The sequence below is a fragment of the Agrobacterium sp. 22-214-1 genome, from assembly GCF_053522465.1.
Genome location: NZ_JBNWCK010000002.1, coordinates 409930 through 430752 on the forward strand (window position 1 = coordinate 409930; position 20823 = coordinate 430752).

At 58.3% G+C, this 20823-nt stretch carries 19 protein-coding genes and 1 pseudogene; 19 read left to right on the top strand and 1 reads right to left on the bottom strand.

Annotated features, from left to right (window positions below; genetic code table 11):
* The first annotated feature begins 211 nt into the window (after nucleotides 1–211).
* The 11 genes from ACQZ5G_RS11700 to ACQZ5G_RS11750 all read left to right on the top strand — a co-directional run bounded on the left by ACQZ5G_RS11700 (nucleotide 212) and on the right by ACQZ5G_RS11750 (nucleotide 12633).
* Nucleotides 212–946, top strand: coding sequence for a PIG-L deacetylase family protein (locus tag ACQZ5G_RS11700; RefSeq protein WP_448738234.1), 735 nt, complete (start codon nucleotides 212–214; stop codon nucleotides 944–946).
* Nucleotides 947–967: 21 nt separating this feature from the next.
* Nucleotides 968–1921, top strand: coding sequence for a VOC family protein (locus tag ACQZ5G_RS11705; RefSeq protein ID WP_149622392.1), 954 nt, complete (start codon nucleotides 968–970; stop codon nucleotides 1919–1921).
* A gap of 415 nt (nucleotides 1922–2336) precedes the next feature.
* Nucleotides 2337–2636: a hypothetical protein gene (locus ACQZ5G_RS11710; protein WP_448738233.1), complete on the top strand. Its 300-nt coding sequence runs from the start codon at nucleotides 2337–2339 to the stop codon at nucleotides 2634–2636.
* Between the two features lie 675 nt (nucleotides 2637–3311).
* The gene (locus tag ACQZ5G_RS11715) at nucleotides 3312–4673 is read left to right on the top strand and encodes a CapA family protein (protein ID WP_448738232.1); all 1362 of its coding nucleotides are present in this window, start codon (nucleotides 3312–3314) and stop codon (nucleotides 4671–4673) included.
* Nucleotides 4674–4771: 98 nt separating this feature from the next.
* Nucleotides 4772–5785 carry an ABC transporter ATP-binding protein gene (locus ACQZ5G_RS11720; protein WP_448738231.1) on the top strand — a complete coding sequence of 338 codons (1014 nt, stop codon included), beginning with the start codon at nucleotides 4772–4774 and terminating at the stop codon, nucleotides 5783–5785.
* Nucleotides 5782–6726, top strand: a complete 945-nt coding sequence (locus ACQZ5G_RS11725; protein WP_448738230.1) for an ABC transporter ATP-binding protein — start codon at nucleotides 5782–5784, stop codon at nucleotides 6724–6726. Before ACQZ5G_RS11720 ends, ACQZ5G_RS11725 begins: the two co-directional genes overlap by 4 nt.
* Before the next feature lie 4 nt (nucleotides 6727–6730).
* The gene (locus ACQZ5G_RS11730; RefSeq protein WP_149622397.1) at nucleotides 6731–7684 is read left to right on the top strand and encodes an ABC transporter permease; all 954 of its coding nucleotides are present in this window, start codon (nucleotides 6731–6733) and stop codon (nucleotides 7682–7684) included.
* Nucleotides 7681–8631 carry an ABC transporter permease gene (locus ACQZ5G_RS11735; RefSeq protein WP_149622398.1) on the top strand — a complete coding sequence of 317 codons (951 nt, stop codon included), beginning with the start codon at nucleotides 7681–7683 and terminating at the stop codon, nucleotides 8629–8631. The genes ACQZ5G_RS11730 and ACQZ5G_RS11735 overlap by 4 nt, the downstream gene beginning before the upstream one ends.
* 21 nt (nucleotides 8632–8652) lie before the next feature.
* Nucleotides 8653–10353 carry a peptide ABC transporter substrate-binding protein gene (locus ACQZ5G_RS11740; protein ID WP_448742668.1) on the top strand — a complete coding sequence of 567 codons (1701 nt, stop codon included), beginning with the start codon at nucleotides 8653–8655 and terminating at the stop codon, nucleotides 10351–10353.
* A gap of 52 nt (nucleotides 10354–10405) precedes the next feature.
* Entirely contained in the window at nucleotides 10406–11383 is a 978-nt protein-coding gene (locus ACQZ5G_RS11745) for a D-2-hydroxyacid dehydrogenase family protein (protein WP_448738228.1), read from the top strand.
* A gap of 47 nt (nucleotides 11384–11430) precedes the next feature.
* A complete protein-coding gene (locus ACQZ5G_RS11750; protein ID WP_448738227.1) occupies nucleotides 11431–12633 on the top strand; it encodes an MFS transporter in 1203 nt (400 codons plus the stop codon).
* On the opposite strand, the gene ACQZ5G_RS11755 is transcribed toward ACQZ5G_RS11750, so the two are convergent.
* Nucleotides 12630–13541 carry a LysR family transcriptional regulator gene (locus tag ACQZ5G_RS11755; protein WP_149622401.1) on the bottom strand — a complete coding sequence of 304 codons (912 nt, stop codon included), beginning with the start codon at nucleotides 13539–13541 and terminating at the stop codon, nucleotides 12630–12632. The genes ACQZ5G_RS11750 and ACQZ5G_RS11755 overlap by 4 nt on opposite strands.
* 123 nt (nucleotides 13542–13664) lie before the next feature.
* Between ACQZ5G_RS11755 and ACQZ5G_RS11760 the strand changes: the two genes are divergently transcribed.
* From ACQZ5G_RS11760 to ACQZ5G_RS11795, 8 genes and pseudogenes are all read left to right on the top strand, one after another.
* Nucleotides 13665–13865 carry a rubredoxin gene (locus ACQZ5G_RS11760; RefSeq protein WP_448738226.1) on the top strand — a complete coding sequence of 67 codons (201 nt, stop codon included), beginning with the start codon at nucleotides 13665–13667 and terminating at the stop codon, nucleotides 13863–13865.
* A 25-nt stretch (nucleotides 13866–13890) separates the two neighbouring features.
* Nucleotides 13891–15102 carry an NAD(P)/FAD-dependent oxidoreductase gene (locus ACQZ5G_RS11765; protein ID WP_448738225.1) on the top strand — a complete coding sequence of 404 codons (1212 nt, stop codon included), beginning with the start codon at nucleotides 13891–13893 and terminating at the stop codon, nucleotides 15100–15102.
* Between the two features lie 34 nt (nucleotides 15103–15136).
* Nucleotides 15137–15877, top strand: a complete 741-nt coding sequence (locus tag ACQZ5G_RS11770; RefSeq protein WP_448742669.1) for a hypothetical protein — start codon at nucleotides 15137–15139, stop codon at nucleotides 15875–15877.
* 46 nt (nucleotides 15878–15923) lie between these two features.
* A complete protein-coding gene (locus ACQZ5G_RS11775) occupies nucleotides 15924–16652 on the top strand; it encodes a transporter substrate-binding domain-containing protein (RefSeq protein ID WP_174057913.1) in 729 nt (242 codons plus the stop codon).
* 85 nt (nucleotides 16653–16737) lie between these two features.
* On the top strand, nucleotides 16738–17472 hold the full coding sequence (locus ACQZ5G_RS11780; RefSeq protein WP_149622406.1) for a PIG-L deacetylase family protein: 735 nt from the start codon (nucleotides 16738–16740) through the stop codon (nucleotides 17470–17472).
* A 22-nt stretch (nucleotides 17473–17494) separates the two neighbouring features.
* Nucleotides 17495–18457: a VOC family protein gene (locus tag ACQZ5G_RS11785; RefSeq protein WP_149622407.1), complete on the top strand. Its 963-nt coding sequence runs from the start codon at nucleotides 17495–17497 to the stop codon at nucleotides 18455–18457.
* Between the two features lies 1 nt (nucleotide 18458).
* Nucleotides 18459–18722: pseudogene (locus ACQZ5G_RS11790) on the top strand (RraA family protein); the annotation flags it as partial.
* Between the two features lie 160 nt (nucleotides 18723–18882).
* Nucleotides 18883–20565 (top strand): carboxylesterase family protein, encoded by a 1683-nt coding sequence (locus ACQZ5G_RS11795; RefSeq protein ID WP_448738223.1) that lies wholly within the window; start codon nucleotides 18883–18885, stop codon nucleotides 20563–20565.
* The last annotated feature ends 258 nt before the right edge of the window (nucleotides 20566–20823 follow it).

The following is a 20823-nucleotide window of genomic DNA, read 5'->3' on the forward strand; positions in this document are numbered from 1 at the left end:
CCTCAGAGCGGCGCCAGTTCGAGGCCCAAGGCTTACGCCAATGTTGGATAATGCCTATTTCAAATTGGCGTGGTCATCATAAAAAATAGCTATAGCTGTCTGTTTTTCGGAGCCGGTGCCTATAGCAATATCTTATGGATTTGAGCGGAAATCCAAATTGGCAAATCGGCCTTCGAAGCATGGAATCTCTGCCAAGAGGAAGGAGATCATCATGTCTGAGAAAAAGACGGCGCTTGTCATCAGCGCGCATGCCGCGGATTTCGTCTGGCGCTGCGGCGGCGCAATCGCGCTCCATGCGGAAATGGGATATGACGTTACTGTCGTATGCCTGTCATTCGGCGAGCGTGGCGAGTCCGCCAAGCTCTGGAAACAGCCTGGAATGACCTTGGACCGGGTTAAATCCGCGCGTCGAACGGAAGCCGAGCAAGCAGCCAGAACGCTTGGCGTTCATAACATCATCGGTTTCGAGCTCGGGGATTATCCGCTTCGACTGACGGACGAGGACAAGTATCGCCTGGTCGATGTGATCAGGGATGTGCAGCCGTCCTTCATGCTCAGTCATTCGCAATATGATCCCTATAATACCGACCATATGTATGCGACGCAGGTTACACTGGAAACCCGAATGATCGCCCAGGCATGGGGCCATAATCCTGGCGAAAAAGTTCTTGGTGCGCCGCAACTCTACCTCTTCGAGCCGCATCAGACCGAACAGATGGGCTGGAAGCCGGATGTATTCCTCGATATCACCTCTGTCTGGGAGAAGAAGCGCGCGGCGATCGAATGCATGGAGGGCCAAGAGCATCTGTGGGAATTCTACACCCGCGTCGCTCAGAACCGCGCCAATCACTTCCAGCGTAATTCCGGCGGCCAGTCGGGCGGTCGGGCAGCACAATATGCAGAAGGCTTTCAGTCCGTCTTCCCGCGAACGGTCGATGAACTCTGACAGGCCTTGGGGAGGAAAAAAATGGAGCAGTGCTTTGATATCGCGCATCTGGCGCATGTCGAGATGTATTCGGACAGGTTCGAGGAAAGTCTCGATTTCTTTGTGACCGTCTACGGTCTGACCGTGACCGACAGGGACGAAAACTCGGCCTATCTGCGGGCTTGGGATGACTACGAGTTTCACACGCTGAAACTGACGCGCCACACGACTACGGGTGTCGGCCATATTGCCTATCGAGCGAGTTCCCCGCAGGCACTGGAGCGGCGGGCAAGCGCCATCGAGGCGAGTGGCTACAAGGTAATCGGCTGGGTCGACGGCGATCTTGGGCACGGCCGGGCGTTTCGTTTCGAGGATCCTTTCGGTCATGTGTTCGAGATCTATTACGACACCGTTCGCTATCGGCCGCCACTCGAGGAAACGCCAAAACTCAAGAATTTGGCACAGCGTTTCCATGGACGCGGATGCCACCCGCGTCGCCTCGATCATCTCAATCTTCTCGCATCCGACGTTTCTGAATTTCGCGGGTTCATGGAAACCTGCCTCGGCTCGAGGGTGACGGAGATGATTCAGTTGGACAATGGCAGGGTCGGCGGATGCTGGTTTACCGTCAATAACAAGACCTATGATCTTGCCTGCACGGAAGAGCATGGGCGCGCCGATGGCCGTCTGCATCATGTCACCTATGCGACCGACACGCGCGAGGATATCCTGCGTGCCGCCGATATATTCCTGGAAAACGGCGTGCATATCGAGACTGGCCCGCACAAACATGCAATCCAGGGCACCTTCTTTCTCTATGTCTGGGAGCCGGCCGGAAATCGCGTCGAGCTTGCCAACGCTGGTGCACGGTTGATCCTGGCGCCCGACTGGGAGCCGGTCGTGTGGACGGAGACGGATCGCAAGAAGGGCCAGGCCTGGGGTCTCAAAACCATCGAGACATTTCATACCCACGGCACGCCGCCGTCGGACAGATAAGGAAGCAATATGAAGAAGCTCTGCGTCAGCGGAAGGCCGCTGACGCTTGAAGGAGCGGTGCGCGCATCCAGCCAAACTCCTTCCGTTTCGGGCGGATTCAGTCTCGGTGGCTTGGGTATGGGGACAGCACTCTCGAGCAGATCATTGCGGGTGCCAATCAAGCCATGTGCAAATTTCTTGATCACTTTCGATAGCATATCTCATGATAGTGAAGTTTCCCGACCAAAGAACGGACGAAAGGAATTTGAAAGGGTGAACTGTGTAATCGTCGATCTTATCAAACTGAACCGCGGTTTGTGCGCGGTATCGGTTACTGCTGGTCGATGACATCGGATGTGGCTCGATATCTCAGATCGCCGCCCACAGCGGTCCCTTTATGGGAAACGCCGCAAAGTCGTGATTGATGGTGTCGAGAATGGCGGTTGCCCGCAATGCGAGCCAACTCGTCAAAACAGGAGATATAGAACCATGCTTTCGGGCGACCCTTGATGCATTTGATCGGCGGATCGACGTTCAGCAGCGTCCGCCAGAAGCTCGGCGCGAAGGAAGCCGGCCAAACGTTGTTCAATCGATTGCGCGAACTATTCTGGAAATTTTTCTCCATTATCTGGCTGATGATGGCCGCATCGATCGCGGATTGCTCACATTCAGCGTGCTACTCAATGTTAGCGCCATTTCCGAGGACATCGCGCCAGCGACGGGTCTTTTCCCTTGATGTTGCGGAGCGATTGCTTTCGCGAGAGAGATTAGAACAGTAAAGGCTTGCGCACGCGCGGCCAAGGCCGCGCCTCAGCCCGTTGGTCTAACGGTCTCTTCCATTGGCCGGCGACCGCTTATCAAAGCGTCGTTGATGCAAAGAGTGTCCGCAGCGTCATCGTCATCGCGCAGGAACCGGGGCCGTCTGGCTTCACGAAGGGCAAGAGTATTATCGCCTGAGCTTGCGGATATTCCGGCCATTTTCCCGCGGCAGCGATGCAATGCAACTGCACGAAACGGCTTGGCCTTGCCTAGCCATCACAAAGCAGGAGATCGAGCGGCATTGTGTCGTGTTTGGGCATCAACAGCTGCTAGACGCTGTCACTCTGGAGATTCCAAGGCAGACCGTGTCCGCAAGAGTGCGGTTGATAAGAATGACAAACGGAGGCGCGCAGCGATTTCCGGAAAGCGCAGTCTCGACGTCCACCCGCGAGCGGGATTCTATGCCGAAAAGGTATATCTGAAAGCAAAGTTATGAAACTAGTGATATCGGGGGAGAGTGATATGGTTGGGATGCGATGGGAGTGAGGCATCGTCGCATTGCGAGATTTTCTAACTTACGAATTACACGAAAGCGGCGGTCGCGCGGCATCGGCACTTCGGTGTATCTGCCCGTGCCGGCTCAGGAGGTTTTATGGTATCGACACGAAACTGGAAAGTAGCACTGGCGGGCGAATGCATGGTGTGTCGCCCCTTCTCCATGCATGACGAACCCGAATTCAAGGAAGTTTGGGATGTCCTGAAGGAGGCCGACGTCACTTACGGCCATCTGGAAATGAATTTTGCCGATTACGATGAGCTCAAGTACCCGGCGCGCGGTCAGGGTATCGGCAGTTTCATGATGGCGGACCCGGAGATTGCCAAGGATCTCAAGTGGGTCGGCTTTGACATCATGTCTACGGCGCACAACCATAGCTTCGATTTCGGGGCTGAAGGTCTAATCGCAACCAAGAAGCATATGAAGGCCGCTGGCATCGTCACCGCAGGCACCGGCGCGGATCTTGAGCTCGCAAGCGAGCCGGGGTACGTCGAAAAGAAAAACGGTCGCGTTGCGCTCGTTTCGACCAGCTCGGGCAACCAGCATTTCATGTGGGCAGGCATGCCGAAGGGAGCCCTCAAGGGCCGCCCCGGCGTCAACCCCCAACGTTTGACCTTCGAATTCATGGTTGATGCGGAGACTGCCGGAAACCTCAAGGATTTCGGCAACAAGCTCAACGTGATGAAGAAGCCAAAGCATGGTCGCGAGGGCTCCTTCGGCATCCAGATCCCCGGCGCGCAGCAATGGGGCGATCCGGAATCCTTCTTTGTCGGCGATCGTTGCGAGATCATCAGTCGTTGCCACAAGCGCGACCTGGAGCGCAACCTGCGTTCGGTCCATGAAGCGCGATCGATGGCGGACCTGGTCATCGTGGCGCATCACTTCAGCGTCTCCGACGGCCCCCGCGGAGATACTCCGCCCGGCTTCGTCAAGGAATTCGCGCGTGCGGTCATCGATGGCGGCGCCGATGTCTATGTCGGCCACGGCTGGCACCGAACGCTCGGTATCGAAATTTACAATGGAAAGCCAATCTTCTACGGTATCGGCAATTTCTTTGCGCAGTCCGAATTCATACAGCGCGTTCCCTACGACAGCTACGATGCCTGGGGTCACGATGTGGATCGTCTGTCTACGCTGACGCCCGCTGCCCATCCGCTTCATCCGGGCCTCGATACGCCTTCCGACACCTGGTGGAGTTCTGCGATTATCAAGCTTGAGATGGAGGGCGAAAAGCTGAGGCGCATCCTTCTGCATCCGGTGGAAATGGGGCGCGACTCGTCGCCCGAGGTCAAGCAGACTCGACGCACCGGCAATGGTGATCACCACAATACCGAAGGCCGGCCAATGGCGGCAAAGGGAGAGGATGCCGTCCGTATCATCGATCGCTACCGTCGTCTCTCCGAGCCGTTTGGGACGAGGATCGAGATCAGGAATGGCGTGGGCGTCGTCGATCTCTAATCGGGACCTGCTTGCAGCGGCTTGTGCCGCTGCAAGCAGCTAGAAGAGAACAATAACTGAGCCTTTGAAAGGCCAGGCATTCGAAAGGGAGGTGACGAATGCTTTATGTCAACGACGTCATTGTTGGTGACGGAGCTGCGTCGATCGCGGAGGGCCCCACGCCTTTGCTGGACGTTCGCGACCTGACGGTCTCCTTTCCGGGGCCAATGGGCTCTTTGCAGATCGTAAGAGGTCTGAGCTACAAGATCCCGCGCGGCCAGACCCTGGGCATTGTCGGGGAAAGCGGCTGCGGCAAGACCATGACATCGCTTGCTCTACTCGGTCTGGTGGCGGGCGGGGGCAAGGTTGGCGGGAGGATCGATTTCACCGGCAAGAACCTTGCCAGCTTCAGCCAGCGCCAGTGGCAGCAGGTCCGCGGACGAGAGATCGCCATGATCTTCCAGGAGCCGATGACTGCCATGAACCCTGTCATGCCGGTGGGCCGCCAGATAGCCGAGGTGCTGATAAAGCACGAGAAGCTCGGTAAGGGCGAAGCGCAAAAGCGGGCGGTGGACCTGCTTGCGCAGGTCGGCATACCGTCGCCGGCGCGCCGTGCGGAGGACTATCCGCACCAACTCTCCGGCGGCATGCGCCAGCGCGCGATGATCGCCATGGCGCTCGCTTGCCGCCCCCAGCTTCTGATCGCCGACGAACCGACGACCGCACTCGACGTGACCATCCAGGCGCAGATTCTCGACCTCATGCTGACGCTGCAGGAGGACGCACACATGTCGATCCAGTTCATCAGCCATAACCTCGCTGTCGTCTCCGAGATCGCCCATGCGATCATGGTGATGTATGCCGGCAAAGCGGTCGAATACGCGCCGGCCGACACACTGTTCGCCAATCCGCTGCATCCCTATACGCAAGGATTGATCCAGACGTTGCCGGACCCTGACAAGCGGGTCGATCGTCTCTACGTGATACCCGGACGTGTCACCTCGGACGTCACCGCAGGATGTCGTTTCGCTAAACGCTGTCCTTATGCGGACGAAACGTGCCGGCAGATAGAACCGGACCTTCTTGAAGTTGTCCCCAACCATCACGTCGCCTGCCACAGGGTTAAGCCATGACCGAACTGCTAAAGCTCGACCATATCAACGTTGATATTCCAATTGGCGGCGGGTTCATGAAGCCTGCACTCTGGCTTCAGGCCGTAAACAACGTGTCGCTGAGCGTTGCCAAGGGCGAAACGCTGGCGCTCGTCGGAGAAAGTGGCAGCGGAAAATCGACGCTTGGCTATGTCGTGGCCGGCCTGCGCAAGCAGACCGCAGGCTCCGTAACGTTCAACAGTGAGAGGCGCGATAGCAACACGGGTGCCGCGGTGCAAGTCATTTTCCAGGATCCATTTTCCGCGCTCGATCCGCGCATGGTGGTCGGGGAGATTGTTGCCGAGCCTTTGAGGCTCAAGGGCGTGCCGTCGGACCAGCGGCAGGCGAGGGCAATCGAGGTGCTGGGGCAGGTGGGGCTGCCGCCGGACGCCGCGCGGCGTTATCCGCACCAATTTTCCGGTGGCCAGCGCCAACGTATCGCGATTGCCCGCGCGCTTATCGCCGAGCCGGAATTGATTGTCGCCGACGAGCCGCTTTCGGCTCTCGATGTCTCGATCCAAAGCCAGGTGCTCAACCTGCTGGACGACATCAAGAAGCAACACGGCATCAGCTACCTCTTCATCAGCCATGATCTCGGCGTCGTTCGCCATCTGGCGGACAGGGTCGCGGTTCTCTATCTCGGCCGATTGATGGAAGTGGCGGCGTCCGAAGACCTGTTCGTCACGCCGAGTCATCCTTATACGCAGGCCTTGCTTGCCGCCGTGCCGCGCATCGGCAGGGGGCGCCGGAAGAAAGAGCAGATCCTTATGGGTGAAATTCCGTCACCCTTGGCGCCACCTTCCGGCTGCGTCTTCCACACCCGCTGTCCGAAAGCACAGGATATCTGCAAACAGGAGCGCCCAGCGCTTCTGCCTGCACCCGGACGGGCCACCCAGCTTTCCGCGTGCCACTTCAAGGAGTGAACTGATGTTGAGATATACGATTTCGCGTCTTCTCCAGGCAGTTCTCGTCACTCTCGTGATGTCGCTACTGTTGTTCATGCTGATCGGCCTGATGCCGGGCGATCCAGTCGAGAACATGCTGGAAGGAAACCCGGCGCTGACCCCGGAGACGATGGCGCAGATGCGGGCGCTTTATGGAATGGACCAGCCTCTCTATACCCGCTACGGCCATTGGCTCTATTCCGCGTTCCAGGGTGACCTCGGCTACTCAAGTGTCTATTTCAGGCCAGTTCTGGACGTTCTATGGCCGGCGGTGATCCAGACCGCAAAGCTGCTTGTCGCGACGGAACTGATCAGCATTCCGCTCGCGATGCTGCTCGGAGCGCTTGCCGCTCGCAAGCCCGGCGGCTGGACGGACAGCATTATTAGCCTGCTTGCTTTCGCCAGTATCTCCCTTCCGGGCTTCTGGACATCGCTCATCCTGATTATCGTGTTTTCGGTAAAGCTGGGCTGGCTTCCGGCGAGCGGCACGCCTCTGATGAGCGACGCGGCGATCGGCGAGCAATTCGTCCATCTGATACTGCCGGTGACAGTCCTGACCTTTTTCCATGTCGGGCCTCTGGTGCGGTACGTCCGCGCCTCGATGATCGAGACCCTGAACTCGGACTTCGTCCGCACCGCGCGGGCCAAGGGTCTTTCGGAAATCACCGTCGTGATGCGTCATGCGCTGCGCAATGCCCTCATTCCGATGGTGACCGTGCTGGCACTGGGCTTCGGCTCGCTGTTTTCCGGCGCGCTGGTCGTCGAGACGATCTTCGGCATGCTCGGCATGGGTAAGGTCATCTATGACGCGATCAGCAATATCGACTTTAATCTGGCTCTCGTTGGCCTGCTGCTGGCGACTATCGTCACACTGTTCTCAAGCCTTCTCGCTGACCTCGCCTATGCATGGCTTGACCCGAGGATTACCCTGAAATGAGCACCGTCACCGCCGACAAAGCACCGGCAGACGCCGGATCGAATTCCGTCTGGAGTAAGCGCTGGGAGCGTTTCCGCCACAACAAGCTTGCGATGATATCGCTAGTGTTCGTCGTCATTCTGGCGCTGGCCTGCGCCATGGCCGGTTCGATCGAGTATCTGACGGGTATCGACGCCAATGCGACAAACCTCTTGCGGCGGTTCCGACCACCGTCGGCGCAGCATTGGCTCGGCACCGACGAACTCGGACGCGATGTGTTGCTGCGTTTGCTTTACGGTGGACAGGTATCCATCGCTGTCGGGCTGCTCGCCACGTTCATCACCGCGATTATCGGTATCGCGATCGGTGTCACAGCCGGCTATATTGGCGGTCAGTTCGACAATATTCTCATGCGAATGACGGACTGTATCATTGCCCTGCCGCTCATCCCGGTGCTGATCGTTCTGGGGGCAGTGGACCTGACGAAACTCGGGCTGAGCCAGACCGCGGCAACGTCGCCCACGGCAGTCTTTCTCCGGATTGTCATCATCATCGCGCTGGTGGACTGGACGACGATCGCCCGAATTGCGCGCGCTGGCACGATCAGCCTTCGGGATGTCGACTATGTCCGTGCGGCGACCGTCAGTGGTGCCAGCGGCCGCTACAATGTCTTCATCCATGTGTTGCCGAACATCGCCACACCGCTCATCGTCGCCATGACGCTATCGGTCGGGCGCATCATCCTGTTCGAGTCGACGCTCAGCTTCCTCGGCTTCGGCATCGTTCCGCCGACACCTACCTGGGGCAACATGCTGACCAACGCGCAGCAACTGATTATCTCGGCGCCCATGCTCGCCGTTTATCCGGGTCTTCTGATCTTCGCCACGGTGATGGCCGTGAACTTCGTCGGCGACGGCGTTCGATCGGCGTTCGACCCTCGTTCGGAAACACGTTCCGGATCGCATTGAACCAACTCAAACAGAAGTCTGATGGAGGAGAAAATGACGTCTGTAAGATCGAAATTGAGGAGATTCGCCAAAACCGCGCTGGCCACAGTGGCCCTCACCTCGTTGACCATCGTCAGCGCGATGGCTCAGTCGAAAGACCAGCTCGTCGTCGGCCAATTGCAGTTTCTAACCAATTTCCACCCGTTGGTACAGGTCAACAATACGAAGCGACTGGTCGTGAACTATTCCCTTCGCCCTATCACCGCCTTCGACGAAAATGTCGTCAACCAGTGCGTTCTCTGCGAAAGGCTGCCGACCGTCGAAAACGGTCTCGCAAAGATCGTGGACCTGCCTGGTGGCAAAAGAGGAATGAAGGTAACGCTGAAGCTGAAGGAGGGTCTTGCTTGGGGGGACGGCAAGCCGGTGACTTCGACGGACATCGAATTTACCTGGAAGATGGCCCGCGATCCGAAGATCGGCTTTTCCAACTATAATTCCTGGACGCGTGCATCCGAACTCGAAATATTGGATCCGCAGACCGTCATTCTGACGATCCCGCAAATCTTGTCCAGCTACAACTCTTGGGATCAGGTAATTCCGGAGCATCTGGAAGGGCCAGTCTACGCCGCCAATCCAACGCTGGACACCTATGTCAAGCAATCGCTCTACAATACCCAGCCTACAAATCCTGGCCTGTGGAACGGCTCGTATTTGCTCAGCGACTACCAGATCGGTACCCGCATTGTCTTCACTCCCAATCCGAATTGGCCGGGAACCAAACCACACCTGAAGAGGATCGTCCTGAGCTATCGCGATAATTCATCCTCATTGCTGCAAAATCTGCTCGCCGGTTCGGTTGAAGCTGTGCCGGTCAGCCCGGGTGGAATCAGCTTCTCGCAGATGCTGGACTTGAAGAACCAGCAGCCGGAAAAGTTTACGTATCACCTCGATTACGGCACCAACGTCGAGCGCATCGCGGTGAACTTCGACAACCCGATCCTGAAGGACAAATCGGTGCGTCAGGCGATCCTCTACGCGATCGACCGGCAGGCGATCAGCGACCAGCTTTTTGGCGGTCTCCAGCCGGTTGCCAACGGCATTCTCAGCAACGAGAACGCTTATTACAACAAGGATATGACCCTCTACGCCTATGACGCAGACGAGGCGAAGAAACTCTTGGAAAGCGCAGGATGGAAGCCGGGGAGGGACGGGGTCTGCGTGAACGACAAGGGGGATCGTCTTTCTCTCGAACTCGTTTCCACGGCCGGCAACCAAACGCGCGAGCAGATTGCCCAAGTGATCCAGAGCCAGCTCAAGGAGGTGTGCGTCGAGATTACCAACCACTTCGTGCCGCTGCAGGAATTCAACGGCGAAATGGCCCGCAAGCGTAAGTTCAAGGCGCTGATGATGTCGTCGATAGACTTTTCTCCCTCGGTTTCTCCACGCATTGCGCTGGGTTCGGACGCCATTCCGAAACCTGAGAACAACGGCGTTGGCAACAATTTTTCCGGTTATGCCAGCCCGGCGATGGACAAGGCCATTTCCGAACTCGAAACGGCGCTCGATCCCCAGATGGCGAAGGAAAAATGGGCAGAGGTCCAGAAGATTTTTGCCGAAGACCTGCCGATGCTGCCGCTCTATTTTTATCCGCGGGCCTACGTGACAGTGACCGACCTCACCAACTTCCGGCAAGGAACGCTGGACCCGCTGCAGATCTGGTCGGAGGAATGGCAGCGCAAATAGGCCGGAAACTCGGTCAAGCCTTTAGAACAGTATCGCGCGGGGATTTATGAACATGAACATCGCCATTCTCGACGACTATCTGGGAATTTCTCAAGTGGTCGCTGACTGGAGAGACTTGAAGTCCCGCGCCAATGTCGTCGTCTTTGACAAACCGTTGCCCTTGATGGAAGAAGCGGCAAGAGAACTTGCCGACTTCGACATCATCTGCACGCTGCGGGAGCGGATGCCGATCCCGGAAGAGCTGATTGCCCGTTTGCCGCGGCTTAAATACGTCGTCGTAACCGGCAAACGTTATGATACTGTGGATGTCGCAGCGGCGGCCCGTCGCGGCATTCTGGTCTCCAATACGCCGGTAAGCGGCGGCGGTGCCGGCGGGGTCGCCGAACTCGTCTGGGGCCTCATCCTCGCTTCAACCCGGCATATTGCTTCCGAAGATCGTATGATGCGCAGCGGCGGCTGGCAGCATCAGGCCGGCACCACCATCGGCGGCAAGACGCTGGGCATTCTGGGGCTCGGTGGACTCGGTCGGCGGGTGGCTGAAATCGGCCGTGTCTTCAACATGGAGATTCAGGCGTGGAGCCAAAATATGACCGCCGAACAGGCGGAAGCCGCCCATGCTCGCCTTGTGTCGAAAGAAGAGCTGTTCGCCAGCAGCGATATCATCACCGTCCATCTGGCGCTCAGCGACCGGACGTGCGGCATCGTCGGCGCTCCCGAACTGCGAGCGATGAAGAAGACCGCCTACCTTATCAACACCGCCCGCGGGGCGATCGTCGACGAGACCGCGCTGATCGACGCCCTGCGCTCAGGTTCGATCGCCGGCGCCGGTCTCGATGTCTACGAGAAGGAGCCGCTTCCGGTCGACCATCCCTTCCGCAGTCTGCCGAACGTGGTAATCACGCCGCATCTTGGCTATTTCACGCACGAGATGCTTGGGACCTACTACGGCGATGCGATCCGTCTGATCGGCGCCTTCCTGGATGGGCGCCCGCGGCGCGTGGTCAACTCAAGGCCGGATACCGGTCCTTGAGGGTGTCGTCGCTTCTTCCGAAGATAGCACGTTCGCGGCTGGTACGATTGCTGACCAAGGGGCAGTTCGCGGCTTATACCGCGGGTAACTGCCTCTCACTGCTCGGTACGTGGATGCAACGGATAGCCTGCAGTCTCGTCGTCTGGGATATGACGCATTCGCCGTTCTGGCTGGGGGTTCTGGCGGCTGCCGACCTGTTGCCGACCGTGTTCGTCGGACCGATCGGTGGCGCTGTTGCCGACCGATGGGATGTACTGAAGCTGAATAAACTGTCGCAGCTTGCGATTGCCCTCACCGCGGCGTTGCTGACGTTATTCATGTATTTGGATCTCCTCACTCTGAGTGCGTTGATTTCGATCGTTGCACTGCAGGGTTGTGTTATCGCGCTTGGTCAGTCGGCGCGTATGACGATCGTTCAGGAGCTCGTGAGCCGGGACGATGTCTCGACCGCAGTCGCCATCAATTCCATGAACGTCAATCTCGCCCGATTGGTTGGGCCGGCTCTCGCCGGGCTTCTGATCGTCCAGTTCGACGTGATCTGGGTATTCCTGCTGAACACGCTCGTCACCATCGTCTTCGTCGCCGTGCTTCATCACCTTGCTCCGGCCGTCACGATATCGAAGACGAGGCCGAGCCGAAACGTGCTCGCTGAGATCCTGGACGGATTTCGTTACGTGGGGTCGAACCACAGCATTCGGGCAATGCTGCTTTTGCTTCTGGCAGGCGGTGTGTTCGTCCGCGCGATTGCAGAAATGCTTCCGGCCTTTGCCGCCCAGTTTTCTGCGGTGCCGACAACCGGCCTCGCGGTGCTGACATCGTCTATGGCATTTGGATCGATAATGGCCGGACTCACCATGAACACCTATCTCTCCACCTCAAGGCTTCCCCATCAGGTCACGCTGGGGTGGTTTCTCTCGGGCTGCGCGGCCATGGCGTTTGCTCTCGGAAGCTCGATCTGCATTCTGGCCGTTTTCGCTATGTTGATGGGCTATCTGTCCTCTGTAAGTCTCATCGCCACTCAGACATTTATCCAGTTGGCTATTCCGGCAGCGCTGAGGGGGCGTGCGCTCAGCGTGCATGGCCTTATATTCCGCGCCAGCCCCTCGCTCGGAGCACTGGGACTCGGCATGGCTTCGGACATCTTTGGCCTCGCTGCGGCGGCCTTCGCGAGCGCCGCCGTCGTGATCGTAATCACAGGCATTTTCCTGCCATCCGCATCCCGAATGAGCTTTCGGCCGGACGACGATTAAGCCGGCTGCGGACGAAGAAGCTTCAGACTCAGATCTCGCATAATGCGGAACGCTGCTTCGTGCAGTCTGTTTGAAAGTCTCCGAGCCGGTCGAACAAGCTGGACGGCAAGGATGAGTTCCGGCCCGACGATCTTGCGCAGCTCCAATCCTTGCTCAGCCTTCGGCCCTTTCGACGCTAGAGTGCGTATAGATGCGACAGTGAATCCATAACCATCCCTGACAAGGTCGAACATGGTGTCGAGAGGGTCCAACTCAAAGACGATATTGAGCTTCTGTCCGAGCCGTGCCAGTTCCGAATCGAGCACGACCCGTGTGCTGTTTGGACGACATGCGATCACCATCGGTACCGCCGCAAGGGATTCCAGAAGCACCGGTTTGTCGTCCTCGAAAGCGCCTTCGCGGCCGATAAGATGAAGATTCTCGTCCACAAGCTTGTGGATCTCTAACATAGGCGAGGAGGGGGCATCATACATGATCGCCATATCCAGTCGCCCGGATAGGATCCATTCCTGCAATTGATTGGACCGACCGTGGACCAGCATGACCTGCGCGTCGGAAAGCTCTTCTCTCAGTTTGCGGATCAGCGCTGTTGCGATGCCGGTGGAGATAGTAGCGGGCAAACCGATCGCTACCTTGCCGGACTTCCCGGTGCGGGAATTTTCGATGTCCTCGTAGGTGCGCTCAATTTGTCTGAGAATTCCACGAGCATTGTCGAGCAGCCGCTCACCTGCTTCCGTCAACTCAACGCCTCGTCCGTTCCGGATGAGCAAACGTTCCTTAAGCTCCGTTTCAAGGTTTTGAACCTGTCGGCTGAGTGCGGGTTGGGCCACGTGTAAAAATGCCGAGGCCCGACTAAAACTGCCCAGTTCCGCCACACGGACGAAATATCCCAGTTGCCGAATGTCCATATTTTCTCCTCGATCATCTGATATGCCAAATCGGCATGTCTGTTAGTATGGCAGATCATCTAGTGATAACCAAGATGACATTGTAGATTTGCCGAGATGCATTTTTTCTTGGAGGAGAAAACCTTGCGCTCTGCAGAAGCCACTGAGCGGCCCGATTTTAAAGTATGGCAATGCGTGCTTTGCGCCTATGTCTACGACGAGTCGGTTGGTGATCCCGATGGGGGCGTGCCGGCAGGCACCCGCTGGGAAGACGTGCCCGATGACTGGGTCTGTCCTGAATGCGGCGCCCGCAAGAGCGAATTCGATATGGTTGTCGTCGGATGAGCGCGATTAACTCGTTGAGCCTGTCATGTCCGGTGTTCTGATCCTCGGTGCTTCCCATTCGGGTGTCGCGACGGCGGCAGCCCTGCGTAGCGCAGGTTACGACAATCCGGTCGCGCTGGTAACTCAGGAAACCATACTGCCGTACCACCGTCCTCCTCTTTCAAAGGAGGCGCTCTCCAAAGAGGACTACTCTCCGACCCTGCTGAGGCCGGAGAGTTTCTATAAGTCGAACCGTATCGACCTTATACAAGGTGTGCGTATTGTCAGCCTCGATCTGGACCAGCGTTACGCGCTGTGCGAGGACGGTGCGCGCTATCCGTACGAGCGACTGATCCTCGCCTGCGGGGCGGAACCGCGCCGCCTCTCTGCCGCGATCGATCCTGAGGGGGTTGCTCGCTATCTGCGGACATACGAGGATTTCAGCGAACTGAAAAGCCGTCTTGCACATGCCACGTCGGTCGCCATCATCGGCGGCGGACTGATCGGCGTGGAGATCGCTGCCATGGCGGTGCAGAAGGGGCTGCGTACCACGGTCATCGAGGCGGGCGCGCGGCTGATGGAGCGCACCGTCAGCAAGTCGATCGCGAACTATGTGCTCGACCGCCATCAGGCCAAAGGGCTAAATGTGAGGTTCGGGGCCGTTGTGACGGCGATCAACCGAAACGAAGCGCGGAATGTGGACATCGTCACCCTGAATGACGGTGAGGCAATCGAGGCGGACCTTGTCGTCGTAGCAATCGGCGCGGCGCCGAATGACGCACTGGCACGCGCGGCAGGGCTGAAGGTCCGTAACGGCATTCTCGTTTCCGAAGAAGGTCAGACCTCGCGCCCCGGCGTCTACGCGGTCGGCGACTGCGCCGCATGGTACGATCCGGCGCAGGGTTGCCATGTCCGAAACGAAGCCGTCAACCCCGGACAGGATCAGGCCAAAGCCGCCGCTGCGGCGATCGCCGGGACGGCGCCCCCGCCGAAGCGCCTGCCGCGCTACTGGTCGCATCAGGCCTCCATCCAGATCCAGATGTCCGGCGATGTGCACGGTGCCGATATGGAAGCGGTACTGAACGCACCAGCCAGTGGTGCATTTTCGCTGCTGGGTTTCAAGGCGAACCGTCTTGCCGCGGTCCAGACAATCAACGCGGCGCAGCAGTTCGGGAGGTTGCAGGAGATGATCGGAATGGATCGCGATGCGCTGGCGGCAGCGCTCGATGTTGAGTTCCCGCCGCCGCATCGCCACTGAATTACGCCGGTATCAGTTTAAGGAGGATCACTTAATGCAGGCCGCTTCCTATACGGAAAAGGAACCGACGCGCTTTCGCCGCGGGCAGTCCTGGAAAATAAACATGTTTGGCCAGAACTCGGATATTGCCGCGCCCGATCCACAAGCCTTTCGGCTTGACCTGAACGCCCACCAGAAGCTCGACTCTCACTTCCACATTGTCGACCAGTTCCAGGTGTTCATCGCCGGCAGTGGCACGATCGGCCGTGATGAGGTGCGGCTCGTCACCGTGCATTATGCGGACCATCATACCGGTTACGGTCCGCTGATTGCCGGTGCGCAGGGGCTTTCCTATCTGACGCTGCGCAGCAAGACCGATGCGGGGCTCGTCTATCTGACCACGCCGAACGTCCGCGAAAAGCTGAGGCCGACCAAACGCCGCCATCGCACGTCGGATGCCGTGGCGCTATCGATTGAACCCGTCCTTCGCAATCGCACCGACCTAACCGTCGACACCGTAATCGAGGAACAGCCCGGCGATGACGGCATGAATTGCAAGGTTCTCCGGCTCGGTCCGAACATGACCGCGCAGACTCCCGATCCGGCCCAGAGCGGTGGCCAGTACCTGATCGTGCTCAACGGCAGCCTGGTCTATCAAGGCGAGACCTACAAACCGTTCTCCCTGCTCTTCGTCCGGTTCGACGATCCGGCACCAATCATTTCGGCTGGCGATGGCGGTCTTGAGCTGATGGTGACGCAGTTTCCCACCGAGGACGACTGGATGAAGTCCATCTAGTCTCAAGAGGCCGATGAAGGCTAGGTCGGCAGGGAGGAGGAAAACCGTGACCGAGTTCGATATCGAGACGATCCGCAACGAGATCGCGCCATCTGGCATACTGGTATGCGCCCTCAACCACGGCAATGTCGTGCTTGTCAGTCGCGGACAAACTGACGACACGCCAACCGGAGTTTCGGTGGACCTTGCGAGGGCTCTGGCTGAAAGACTCTCGCTGCCGATCCGCTTCCGGCACTACGAAAAGGCCGGGGCGGTGTCCGGCAGCGCCGACACTGGGGAGTGGGATATCTGTTTCCTGGCTATCGATCCAGAGCGTGCTGAGCGGATTGCCTATAGCGAGCCCTATGTCCTGATCGAAGGTGCTTTCCTGGTGCGCTGCGTGCTCGACGTATCAAGTTTGCCCGACATCGTACGGCTTCGATTGAAGATCGGCGCAGTCAAGGGCAGTGCCTACGAACTCTTTCTGTCTCGAAACGGTGGTGCCGGCGAGCTGATTCGGTTCGACAGCTTTCCGGAAGCACGCGATGCGCTGGAGGCGGGCGAACTCGACGGTCTAGCCGGAGTCAGGCAGGCCATGCAGAAAGTTGCCGGCGATCAGCCCGGATACGAAGTGACGGCAGAACCGTTCATGGCGATTCCCCAAGCAGTGGGCGTCAGCGTAAGCAGACCTCTGGCAGCGGCGTTCGTAAAAGCGTTTGTTGATGAAAAGAAGGTGGCTGGCTTCGTGCGCACCGCGCTCGACAGGTCAGGCCACCCAGACGTTGTTGTTCCTTAAATGCAACAGTTTCGTACACTCTCGTCTGTGAAAGGCTTCCACTGAAATTTTGTGCGGAAGCGGGTCAGTAAATAGGAGAAAGAAGTTGTTAGTTCGAAAAGCTGCTCTCGTCATCAGCGCCCATGCTGCAGACTTCGTCTGGCGTTGCGGCGGCGCGATCGCCGTGCATGCTCAGAAGGGCTACGAGGTCACGGTTGTCTGCCTTTCCTTCGGTGAGCGGGGCGAGTCCGCCAAGCTCTGGAAGGAACCCGGCATGACGCTCGAAAAGGTCAAGGCGGCTCGCCGCGTGGAGTCGGAAAAGGCGGCGAAGGCGCTCGGCGTGCACAACCTGATCTCCTTCGATCTCGGTGACTACCCGCTGCGCCTGACGGACGAGGACAAATACAAGCTGGTCGATGTCATCCGCGACGTGCAGCCGGCATTCATGCTCAGCCACTCGCATTACGACCCCTATAATACCGATCACATGTATGCGACGCAGGTGGCGCTGGAAGCGCGCATGATCGCCCAGGCCTGGGGCCACAACCCCGGACAGAAGGTGCTGGGCGCGCCGCAGCTTTATCTGTTCGAGCCACACCAGACCGAGCAGATGGGCTGGAAGCCGGACGTCTTCCTCGACATCACCGAAGTCTGGGACAAGAAGCGCGCCGCCATCGAGTGCATGGAAGGCCAGGAGCACCTTTGGGAGTTCTACACTCGCGTTGCCCAGAACCGCGCCAACCACTTCCAGCGCAATTCCGGCGGTCAATCCGGCGGCCGCGCTGCCAAGTATGCAGAGGGTTTCCAGTCCGTGTTCCCGCGGACGGTCGACGAGCTCTAGGGCCTGTCGGGAGGTGGTGGAAATGGAGCGCTCGTTCGATATTGCCCATCTGGCGCATGTGGAAATGTATACCGACAGGTTCGAAGAAAGCTTGGATTTCTTCGTGCGGGTCTACGGCCTGACGATTTCCGGCCAGGACGAAAACTCGGCCTATCTGCGCGCCTGGGATGACTATGAGTTCCACACGCTGAAACTCACTCGCCATCACTCGACAGGCGTCGGGCACATCGCCTATCGCGCGGCTTCGCAAGAGGCACTGACGCGGCGGGTGAAGGCGATCGAGGAAAGCAAGTACAAGGTGATCGGTTGGGTGACGGGCGACCTCGGCCATGGCAAGGCGTTCCGTTTCGAAGACCCCTTCGGGCATCTCTTCGAGATCTACTGGGACACGGTGCGCTACGAGGCGCCGGCGGAGGAAAGGCCGAAGCTCAAGAACCTCGCGCAGCGGTTCCATGGGCGCGGCGCTCATCCCCGCAGGCTCGACCACCTCAATCTTCTGGCCGGGGACGTCACGGAGTTCCGTGCCTTCATGGACACCTGCCTTGGCTCGCGCGTCACCGAGATGATCCGGCTCGACAACGGGCGTCTTGGGGGCTGCTGGTTCACGAACAACAATAAGACTTACGATCTTGCCTGCACGGAAGAGCATGGTGGGGGTGAGGGGCGGCTCCACCATGTTACCTACGCCACCGATACGCGAGAGGACATTCTGCGCGCGGCCGATATCTTCCTCGAAAACGGCGTGCACATTGAGACCGGCCCACACAAGCACGCCATCCAGGGCACCTTCTTCCTCTATGTCTGGGAGCCGGCCGGCAATCGCGTGGAGCTCGCTAATTCGGGAGCGCGCCTTATCCTGGCGCCGGACTGGGAGACCGTCGTCTGGACCGAGAGCGAACGGAAAAAGGGACAGGCCTGGGGGCTGAAGACAATCGAGACGTTCCACACGCATGGTACTCCGCCGGTTAAGAGAAAAGGACACTGACATGGGAATTGTTGTGCAGACGGTTGCGCGGACCGAACAGTCCGTCATCGACAGGCTGAGGGAGGCCGGTGTTGCCACGGTCCACGAGGCGCAGGGCCGCAAGGGGATGCTGGCGAGCTACATGCGCCCGATATATGCCGGCGCGCAGATTGCCGGCTCGGCGGTAACGATTTCCGCGCCTCCCGGCGACAACTGGATGTTACATGTCGCCATCAAGCAATTGAAGCAGGGCGATACGCTTCTTGAAGCTTGTTGCGGACCCGCAGTTTTATCTGAATTGCTTGCGTAAACCTTACAGAGGGCAGCCTCAATCTATCAAATGTCACTAGGCCCACCGGTTTCTGGGTCGTCTCTTTACGGAAAATCTTTCCGCTAGGATTCAGAATGCCGATCGGCCGCGTGATCTAATCTGGGAGGAAAGTACCATGACGACGAATTCCAAGCGCAGATGGCGTGTAAGCGGCGCGATCGGCATTCTGGCCGCTGCTTTCGTTTGGGCGCAGGGTTTTACCGAATTTGCGCAGGCGATACCTCTGACGGAAGCCGTGATTACGGGTGGCAAGGTGCAAGGTGTTCCAAGCGACACGTCAGGTGTGATGCAGTTTCTGGGCATTCCTTTCGCCGGTGATGTCGGCGGGGAAAATCGCTGGAAACCTGCACCACCTGTGAAAGGCTGGGAGGGAACCCTGTTGGCAGACAAGTGGGGCAATCAGATGCTTCAGGACCCCAACGTGCTTAGTGACGCGCCCGTCAGCGACAATGGATTGAACCTTGCCATATGGACACCGGCCGAAAGTACTGAGGAAAGGCTGCCGGTCTACATGCTGATCCATGGCGGTGCGAACCGGCTGGGCTCGAGTGCAATGAAGGATATTTATGCCGCGGAGTTGGCCGCGAAAGGTGTCGTTGTCGTTTCAGTTCAGTATCGCCTCGGAGCGCCGGCCTGGCTGGCGCTGCCGGAAATGGCAACAGAAAATCCGGATGGGCCAAAGGGCAACTTCGGCGTTCTCGACCTTGTCGATGCACTCCATTGGATCCGGAACAATATCAAGGCCTTTGGTGGCGATCCGGCCACGGTTACGATCGGCGGACAATCGGCTGGCGGCGAAAATACTGTTGCGCTGCTTCGGACGCCGTTGGCGAAAGGGCTCTTCAAACGAGCGTTCATCCAGTCCAGCTTCACCGGCTTCCTGCCAGGAAAGGTGGTGGATTTCGCCAAGAAATCCAAGCAGAACCAAGAGGCGATCAATAAGCTGTTCGATAAGGAGATGACGCTTGCGGATCTGCGCGCTATCGATACGAAGACCTGGCTCGAAAAATGGCAGGGAGGAAAGGAAACACTCTACGGCGCCATGGCCGGCGCCGTCGCAACGAATCAGTTCTATACGATCGATGACTACGTCTTCACCAAAGATTCGGTGAACTTGCTGCAGCCGGGTGATTTCGACGAGCTCGACATCATGATCGGGCAGACGGCCGACGAATACACCAGCCTGCGGCCGAACGACTTGAAGATGACCGCGGAGGAACAGCACCATGCGATGCTTACGGCGATCCGTCCGCATCAGGCTGGGAACGTGGATGAAGACGTCTTCCCGCTCTATGCCACGGACGATCCGGTGGAAGCCTATCGTCTGTCGCTACGCATGCTCAACGATTTTATGTTCGAGTATGTTCGGGTGGGAGCCGAGTTTGCCAAGACGCATAGCAAAGCCAATGTCTACCTCTATTATTGGGATCATTGGCCGCCGGGCAAGGATCAGGGTTTTCGCCGTGCCTGGCACGCTGGTGACAACTGGTACTTCAATGGTTCCCTCCGTCCGGACAACCACAATCAGCTACCCTGGACCGATCCTGACCTCTCAATGCGCGATATCGCGGTGACTTATCTTGCGAATTTTATCAAGACAGGGGATCCGAACGGCCATGATGTTCCACATTGGGGACAGGTGGCCTCTCAATCCGGCGGCCAGTTCATGCGCTTCCACGAGGGGCAGGCGGAAATGCGGACTTCGACGGTCTACCCCACGCGGGATGCCTACCTTCGCAGCAAGATTCTTCAGGGCATCGGCATCACGGAAGCCGATCTTCGAGGTGCCAGCAAATAATACCGAGGCGACCAATGTCATGATCCGCAGCAACGTCTTGGAACGGGCCAGGCAATTCTACGACGCGAGTTCGTTGCATCGGGACGCAAGCGCGGGCCATCTTCTTGTGTGGTACAAGACCGGCATCGCGCACGGTGCACGCCGATCGAGAGCCTTCCCGCGGAACGTCCGAACGGGTCGTTCGTAGACTGTCTTCGATCCGGAGGCAAATTAGCTCACCGCACGATCTCAGTCGACGAAGTGAGATCGGTTTCAGCG

Coding starts and splice junctions, on each gene's coding strand:
- ACQZ5G_RS11730 (WP_149622397.1), top strand. CDS start 6,731: ATGTTGAGATATACGATTTCGCGTCTTCTCCAGGCAGTTCTCGTCACT.
- ACQZ5G_RS11785 (WP_149622407.1), top strand. CDS start 17,495: ATGGAGCGCTCGTTCGATATTGCCCATCTGGCGCATGTGGAAATGTAT.
- ACQZ5G_RS11765 (WP_448738225.1), top strand. CDS start 13,891: ATGTCCGGTGTTCTGATCCTCGGTGCTTCCCATTCGGGTGTCGCGACG.
- ACQZ5G_RS11745 (WP_448738228.1), top strand. CDS start 10,406: ATGAACATCGCCATTCTCGACGACTATCTGGGAATTTCTCAAGTGGTC.
- ACQZ5G_RS11770 (WP_448742669.1), top strand. CDS start 15,137: ATGCAGGCCGCTTCCTATACGGAAAAGGAACCGACGCGCTTTCGCCGC.
- ACQZ5G_RS11740 (WP_448742668.1), top strand. CDS start 8,653: ATGGAGGAGAAAATGACGTCTGTAAGATCGAAATTGAGGAGATTCGCC.
- ACQZ5G_RS11720 (WP_448738231.1), top strand. CDS start 4,772: ATGCTTTATGTCAACGACGTCATTGTTGGTGACGGAGCTGCGTCGATC.
- ACQZ5G_RS11735 (WP_149622398.1), top strand. CDS start 7,681: ATGAGCACCGTCACCGCCGACAAAGCACCGGCAGACGCCGGATCGAAT.
- ACQZ5G_RS11710 (WP_448738233.1), top strand. CDS start 2,337: ATGGCGGTTGCCCGCAATGCGAGCCAACTCGTCAAAACAGGAGATATA.
- ACQZ5G_RS11725 (WP_448738230.1), top strand. CDS start 5,782: ATGACCGAACTGCTAAAGCTCGACCATATCAACGTTGATATTCCAATT.
- ACQZ5G_RS11700 (WP_448738234.1), top strand. CDS start 212: ATGTCTGAGAAAAAGACGGCGCTTGTCATCAGCGCGCATGCCGCGGAT.
- ACQZ5G_RS11715 (WP_448738232.1), top strand. CDS start 3,312: ATGGTATCGACACGAAACTGGAAAGTAGCACTGGCGGGCGAATGCATG.
- ACQZ5G_RS11755 (WP_149622401.1), bottom strand. CDS start 13,541: ATGGACATTCGGCAACTGGGATATTTCGTCCGTGTGGCGGAACTGGGC.
- ACQZ5G_RS11705 (WP_149622392.1), top strand. CDS start 968: ATGGAGCAGTGCTTTGATATCGCGCATCTGGCGCATGTCGAGATGTAT.
- ACQZ5G_RS11795 (WP_448738223.1), top strand. CDS start 18,883: ATGACGACGAATTCCAAGCGCAGATGGCGTGTAAGCGGCGCGATCGGC.